Genomic DNA, 580 nt, shown 5'->3' with positions numbered 1-580 from the left:
TCGCCGAGCTTGCTGTCCGGCAAGACTTTTGGGGCGATGTCGTCGAGCCATGCCTTGAGAGCATGGAGGATGGGGACACTATGTTGCTGGCGGAAGCGGCGAATGCAGTCATCTCGCGTTTCGCCGTCATCGGGGATTTCGTTCCGCGCCTGCCTTTCAACCCGATAGAGCTGTTCAAAGAACCGGAGCGCCTGTTCCGGCGGGCCGCCGCCTTTCTTCCTCGCCTTTAGGGCATCGACGAAGCGCCGCCTGGAATGGGCCATGCAGCCAAGATGCGTTGCCCCTTCCAGCGTGCGCCAGGCGGAATAACCGTCACTCATCACGATGCCGCGGTAATCGCCCAAGAAGGTCTGCGGGTGTATCTGGCCGCGACCCGGCTGATAATCGAGCAGCACGATCGGCTCGTCACTGTCGTGGCCGCTCCGGTATGCCCACATGTACGAGGTGCTGGTGGCCTCTCTGTCCATTTCCTTCAGCACCTGGACCGTGGTCTCGTCGCCATGGATGAGGGGCTGCGATCTGAGCCGCAGCTTCAGCACGTCATAGATGCGGGCGAGATGCTTTTCGCTCGAGCCGATCA

At 61.4% G+C, this 580-nt stretch carries 1 protein-coding gene; it reads right to left on the bottom strand.

From position 1 onward, the window contains the following. Nucleotides 1-580, bottom strand: a 580-nt coding sequence (locus NKH28_RS34375) for an IS66 family transposase (RefSeq protein ID WP_352981474.1), incomplete at both ends; no start/stop codon positions are given.

Origin of the sequence: Mesorhizobium sp. M1227, assembly GCF_040318315.1 — a bacterium.
Classification (GTDB): Bacteria; Pseudomonadota; Alphaproteobacteria; order Rhizobiales; family Rhizobiaceae; genus Mesorhizobium.
This window is presented reverse-complemented; position numbering and strand designations above follow the sequence as displayed.